Source organism: Paraburkholderia sp. (assembly GCF_035501035.1).
Lineage (GTDB): Bacteria > Pseudomonadota > Gammaproteobacteria > Burkholderiales > Burkholderiaceae > Paraburkholderia.
Genome location: NZ_DATJWR010000430.1, coordinates 1 through 5,795, shown reverse-complemented (window position 1 = coordinate 5,795; position 5,795 = coordinate 1). Strand labels below are relative to the sequence as shown.

Genomic DNA, 5,795 nt, shown 5'->3' with positions numbered 1-5,795 from the left:
TCGCGGAGCACATCGTCGCCAAGGTGGACGGCGTGCCGGTGATGGAGTGCGGCTACGGAATTTTCAATGGTCAATACGCGTTGCGGGTCCAGAAGATGATCAGCGCAGCCGACACGATGAAGGAAGGTGGATATGAGTGACGTAAACGGCACGAGCGCAGACGAGCCGGTGCTCGAACCGGGCCACGACGCGGCGGCGCAGGCCGCGGGCGGCGACATGGACGACTGGGCGGCCGCGCTCGCCGAGCAGAACGGCAACGAAGTGGCCACCACCGAGCCCGCGACGGCCGGCGTGTTCCAGCCGCTCTCGAAGGTCGACTCGACACGCACGACCAACGACATCGACATGATTCTGGACATTCCCGTCCAGATGACCGTGGAGCTCGGCCGCACCAAGATCGCCATCCGCAACCTGCTGCAACTCGCGCAGGGGTCGGTGGTGGAGCTCGACGGCCTCGCCGGCGAGCCGATGGACGTGCTCGTGAACGGCTGCCTGATCGCCCAGGGCGAAGTGGTGGTCGTGAACGACAAGTTCGGCATTCGCCTGACCGACATCATCACCCCGTCCGAGCGGATCCGGAAGCTCAACCGATGACCCCCCAGGCCGTTGCCCGCGCGGTGTCGATGAACGCTGCCCCGCGCGCCCGGAAGTTGCGCGGCGCGCGGGTGCTGCGGCTTTCGTGGCGGGTCGCGATGCATCTCTCGCTCGCGGGCGTCGCGGCTTGCGCCGTCATGAGCGCGCGGGCCGCCGATCTCCAGGCGGTCAACGAAGCGGCTCGCGCGGCCTCGGGCACGGTGGGCACGGCGGCCGCCTCGGCAGTCGTAACCGGCAGCGCCGTGCCCGCGCTCGGCTTTGGCGCCGTCGTGCAGACGGTGCTCGGCCTCGCGCTCGTGATCGGCGTGGTGTTCGGCTGCGCGTGGCTCGCGCGGCGCCTCGGCCTGCAAGGCGGCACGAGGAACGCGCTCGTGAAGACGGTGGGCGGCGCTTCGCTCGGCGGCAAGGAGCGCGTGGCCGTGGTCGAGATCGGCGACACCTGGCTCGTGCTCGGTGCCGCGCCCGGCAACGTGCGGCTGCTCCACACCATGCCCGCAGGCGAGCTCCCGTCAAGCGCGGCGGCTGCGGCGGCAAGCGGCCCCGCCCTCTCAGGCACCTTCGCACAGCGCTTTCGTGACGCACTGAAAAGCGAGGCCGATAAACGTTTCACGGCGCGTTTCAAGCGTCACGAAGGCGGAGCGCAGTAAATGCAAGGCAGTTCCCTTCAGGCGCGGCCCGCAGGCAGTGAGGCCCGCGCGCGCGCAGAATCCCTCGCGAAAATCGCCAGAACGGCGCTCCCGTTCGCGCTGATGCTGGGCGCGGGCGCGCTCGCCTTCGCGCTGCCGCACCTCGCGCACGCGCAGTCGGTGCAGCCGGCGGGCCTGCCCGCCTTCAATACGAGCCCGGGCCCCAACGGCGGCACGACCTACTCGCTGAGCGTGCAGACGATGCTGCTGCTCACGATGCTGTCGTTCCTGCCCGCGATGGTGCTGATGATGACGAGCTTCACGCGCATCATCATCGTGCTCTCGCTGCTGCGCCAGGCGATCGGCACGACGACCACGCCGCCCAACCAGGTGCTCGTGGGCATCGCGCTCTTTCTCACGCTGTTCGTGATGTCGCCGGTGCTCGACAAGGCCTACAACGACGGCTACAAGCCGTTCGCGGCCGGCACGCTCTCGATGGACGACGCCGTGGCGCGCGGCGTCGCGCCGTTCAAGACCTTCATGCTGCGCCAGACGCGCGAGTCCGATCTCGCGCTGTTCGCGCGCATCTCGCACGCGGCGCCGATGCAGGGCCCCGAGGACGTGCCGCTCACGCTGCTCGTGCCCTCGTTCGTCACGAGCGAGCTGAAGACCGGCTTCCAGATCGGCTTCACGATCTTCATTCCGTTTCTCATCATCGACATGGTGGTGGCGAGCGTGCTGATGTCGATGGGTATGATGATGGTCTCGCCCGCGACCATCTCGCTGCCGTTCAAGCTCATGCTGTTCGTGCTCGTGGACGGCTGGCAGCTGCTGATCGGCTCGCTCGCGCAGAGCTTTAGCTGAGGACAATGACATGACGCCCGAAATGGTCATGACGCTCGCCCACGAGGCGATGTACATCGCGCTCCTGCTCGCGGCTCCGCTCCTGCTCGTGTCGCTCGTCGTGGGTCTCGTGGTGAGCCTCTTCCAGGCGGCCACGCAGATCAACGAATCCACGCTCTCGTTCATTCCCAAGCTGGTCGCCATTGCGCTCACGCTCGTGATCGCCGGGCCGTGGATGCTCACGACGATGCTCGAGTACATGCATCGCATGTTCACGAGCATTCCCGCGTACGCGGGCTAGGCGCGCCGCTCAGCCGCCCCACGGCACACGATGTTCACCGTCACCTACGCGCAGCTCAACGCCTGGCTCACCGCGTTCCTTTGGCCGTTCACGCGCATTCTCGCGCTCGTGGCGCTCGCGCCCGTGCTCGGCAACCGCTCGGTGCCCACGCGCGTGAAGATCGGCCTTGCGGGTTTCATCACGCTGATCGTCGCGCCCACGCTCGGCGCCATGCCGCAGGTGACGGTGTTCTCGGCCGAAGGCGTGTGGATACTCGTCAACCAGTTCCTGATCGGCGCCGCGCTCGCCTTCACGATGCAGCTCGTGTTCGCGGTCGTGACCACGGCGGGCGACCTGATCGGCCTTGGCATGGGTCTCGGCTTTGCGAGCTTCTTCGACCCGCAGGCCAACACCAGCACGCCCGCGCTCTCCTCGTGGCTGAACATGATGGCGATGCTCGCGTTTCTCGTGTTCGACGGCCATCTGCAGATGATCGCCGCGCTCATCGCCACGTTCCAGTCGGTGCCGATCACGGCGAACGTGCTCGGCGCGGCGGGCTGGCGCCTCATCGCCGACTGGGGCGCGACGGTGCTCTCCTCGGGCCTGCTGCTTTCGTTGCCGGTGGTCGTCGCGCTTCTCATCACCAATCTTTCGCTCGGCATCCTCAACCGCGCGGCCCCGCAGATCGGCATCTTCCAGATCGGCTTCGCGCTCACCATGCTCGTGGGCCTGCTGCTGATCCAGCTCATGATGCCGAACCTGATTCCCTACTTCGCGCGCCTCTTCGACAACGGCATCGAGCTGATGGGCCGCGTGGCCGCGGCACTGCGGCCGCCGGGGTGAAGGCCGGCGCACGGATAGCCGTGGTGGCATGAGCGCTCCCGCGCGGGTGCCGTTCGCGCGACCGTCAGCTTATGCCCGGCCGGCATCGACGCTTGCGCATCGAAAGCCGTCGGGTCGAAACGGGGCACATGTGGCACATGGGACACACGGGACACGCGCCACACGTCACGCCGGTCAGGCGAGTTGGCGCGCGGTCATCGGCTCGCCATTGCGGGCCCTCACTTGGCCAGGTAGTCGTGCACCACCGTGCCGAGGCCGAGCGTGAGGTCGGTCAGGATATGGACGCTCGAGAGCACTTCGAGCACGGGCAAGGCCGCGACGGGCGCGAGCGCGTGGTGGAACAACTCGATCGCACCCGGCCCTTCCCATGCGCCCTTCACCGTGACGTCCTCGCAGTAGTAGCGCACGAGTTCGCAGATGCGCACGGTGCCGTCCACGTGCGGAATGATCTTCAGCAGGAAGTTCGGCGCCGTGAGCGAGGCGAGCACCTTGTCGGACGGAATTGGGCGATGCTTGTAGCCCATCGTCGCGACGGCGATCGGGATGTTGTTGTATCGGAGCACGCCGCTGATCGTGTCCTTCTCGACGTGCAGCACCGGGGCCGCGAGCTTCTTCGGAAACCCCCACATCTCGCGGCCGCCCGCGATCGGGGCCTCGTCGTCGAGGAACATGGCGTGGACGTAGCCGCCCGTCTGGCCCTGGAAGCGCACCGGGATCACCTGCCCGCTCTCGGTGTAGTCGCCAAAGCCGGTCGAGTTCGGCATCCGGATGAATTCGAACTTCACGATCGGATCGGTCATTTCGAGCGGCGCGGGAATCACGCTCGCGAGCACGTCCGGGTCGGTCCGATACGTGATGATCAGGAATTCGCGATCGATGAAGCGATAGGGTCCCGGCGGAAACGCCGGGCTCGTGAGCGGCATTGCAAACGCGCGCTCCAGCACTTCTGACTCGGTCATCGTGGTAGCTCCTGTCAGGCAGGGTTCGATGGGGTGAGGTCGCAGACATGAATGCCCTGCGCCATTTCGGTCGCGTTGCGCCACGCCTCGGTGGCGATCGCGCGGCGCACGTCGCCGAGACCGCCTTCCCACAGGTCGGTCACGCTGGCGCGCGAAAACTCGTAATCCTTGAAGTCCGACGAGCGCGTGTCGTGGCGGTTCGTGAAGCGCACGAGCAAGACCTCGCCGCGCGTGCTGATCGCCGTGAGCCGCTCGACGTCGGGGTCCGTGCGCGCTTCCTTGGGCAGCATGGCGAGCACGCGCCGCAGCGACGCGCGCAGCGCCTCCTGCTGCCCGACGCGGGCCGCGCTGAAGCGCGTCTTGCTCGCGTACTGCAGGTCCTTCATGCGCTCCTGCACCTGGTTGAGGTTCTGCGGCAGCGTGCCTGTGCCGCTGAACACGTCGATCTGCAGGACGAGCGCGCTTTCCCGGTAGGCCTCGTCGACCACGTACCAGAGTGGCGTATTGGAGGAGATGCCGCCGTCCCAGTACCACTGGCCGCCGACATTCACGGGCGGGAAACCCGGCGGCAGCGCGCCGCTCGCCATCACGTGCTCGGGCCCGAGCGCCATCTTCGTGTTGTCGAAATAGACGGATTCGCCGCTGCAGACGTTCACGGCGCCGACCGCGAGGCGCACGGGCTTGCTGTTCACGAGATCGAAGTCGACGAGCTCGGTGAGCGTTCGCCTGAGCGGCTCCGTGTCGTAGAAGCTCAGAGCGCCGAGCGAACCGCCGGGCGAGAAGAATGGCGGGAGCATGCGAGGCATGAAGAAGCCCGGAATGCCGAACGCGATCGCCGATGCGGCGCTGTAGAGGTTGAAGAGCGGCCGCGTGTTGTCGAACGACGAAGGCGGCATGAACGACGACCACGAAGACGAGCGCTCCCAGAACTCGCGCAGCCGCTCGACGCGGCGCTCCGGCGGATTGCCCGCGATCAGCGCGGCATTGATCGCGCCGATCGACACGCCGGCGATCCAGGTGGGAACGATCCCCGCCTCGCAGAGGCCCGCGAACACGCCTGCCTGATACGCGCCGAGCGCCCCGCCGCCCTGCAGCACGAGAACGATGTTGTCGAACTTGCGAGCGGCAACGGAGGCGGTTGAAGCCTCCGCATTGCGTGCACGGGGCATGGATGCTCCCAGTGGCAGGCGCCGCCACGTCTGAGGAAAGTGGGCGGCAAGCGTCGGGGCCGCAGGCGTTGCGGCGGCTCGCGCAGCGCTTTCCAGGCGTGGTGCGCCTCGCCACGCCTGCGCTCAGGTATCAGATGGAACCTAGGAGTTATGCCGCACGTCGGCAATCGGACCTTGGTCCTATGACGCGGCGAACGGGCTTCGGCGCCGCGAGGCCATGCGAAGCCATTTCAGCCGAAGCGGGTTCCTCGCGGCCGGGCGGGTTCACCCACGAGCCGCATGAAAAAAAAAATGCCGTTCAGTCGTCCGACTGAACGGCATTGCACCCTCGTGCCCGCTTTGGCGCCTGCCCGGGCGGGCGCCCCGATCAGGGGTTCAGATACTGGAACAGCGAAAGATTCTGCGTCGCGGCAAAGCTCTTCTGCGAGGCCGTGAGCGCATTCGAAAGCTGCTCGTACTGGCTGATCGCCGCCACCGTGTC

Annotated in this window: 8 protein-coding genes; 6 read left to right on the top strand and 2 right to left on the bottom strand. The window is 67.1% G+C overall.

From position 1 onward, the window contains the following. From VMJ11_RS30650 to fliR, 6 genes are all read left to right on the top strand, one after another. Nucleotides 1-140: FliM/FliN family flagellar motor switch protein (locus VMJ11_RS30650; RefSeq protein WP_325624627.1), on the top strand; the 140-nt coding region annotated here is incomplete at its 5' end. Then, complete coding sequence (fliN, locus tag VMJ11_RS30645; protein WP_325624624.1) at nucleotides 133-594, top strand: flagellar motor switch protein FliN; 462 nt, start codon at nucleotides 133-135, stop codon at nucleotides 592-594. The genes VMJ11_RS30650 and fliN, both read left to right, overlap by 8 nt. Beyond that, nucleotides 591-1,241, top strand: a complete 651-nt coding sequence (gene fliO, locus VMJ11_RS30640; protein WP_414694521.1) for a flagellar biosynthetic protein FliO — start codon at nucleotides 591-593, stop codon at nucleotides 1,239-1,241. Before fliN ends, fliO begins: the two co-directional genes overlap by 4 nt. A 102-nt stretch (nucleotides 1,242-1,343) precedes the next feature. Continuing rightward, entirely contained in the window at nucleotides 1,344-2,084 is a 741-nt protein-coding gene (gene fliP / locus VMJ11_RS30635; RefSeq protein ID WP_414694523.1) for a flagellar type III secretion system pore protein FliP, read from the top strand. Nucleotides 2,085-2,094: 10 nt separating this feature from the next. Continuing rightward, nucleotides 2,095-2,364: a flagellar biosynthesis protein FliQ gene (fliQ, locus tag VMJ11_RS30630; RefSeq protein ID WP_325624621.1), complete on the top strand. Its 270-nt coding sequence runs from the start codon at nucleotides 2,095-2,097 to the stop codon at nucleotides 2,362-2,364. A gap of 30 nt (nucleotides 2,365-2,394) precedes the next feature. Continuing rightward, nucleotides 2,395-3,186, top strand: a complete 792-nt coding sequence (gene fliR / locus VMJ11_RS30625) for a flagellar biosynthetic protein FliR (RefSeq protein WP_325624619.1) — start codon at nucleotides 2,395-2,397, stop codon at nucleotides 3,184-3,186. Nucleotides 3,187-3,404: 218 nt separating this feature from the next. On the opposite strand, the gene VMJ11_RS30620 is transcribed toward fliR, so the two are convergent. After that, nucleotides 3,405-4,145 carry an acetoacetate decarboxylase gene (locus VMJ11_RS30620; RefSeq protein ID WP_325624617.1) on the bottom strand — a complete coding sequence of 247 codons (741 nt, stop codon included), beginning with the start codon at nucleotides 4,143-4,145 and terminating at the stop codon, nucleotides 3,405-3,407. A 14-nt stretch (nucleotides 4,146-4,159) separates the two neighbouring features. Continuing rightward, entirely contained in the window at nucleotides 4,160-5,314 is a 1,155-nt protein-coding gene (locus VMJ11_RS30615; RefSeq protein ID WP_325624615.1) for a patatin-like phospholipase family protein, read from the bottom strand. Nucleotides 5,315-5,795: the final 481 nt, after the last annotated feature.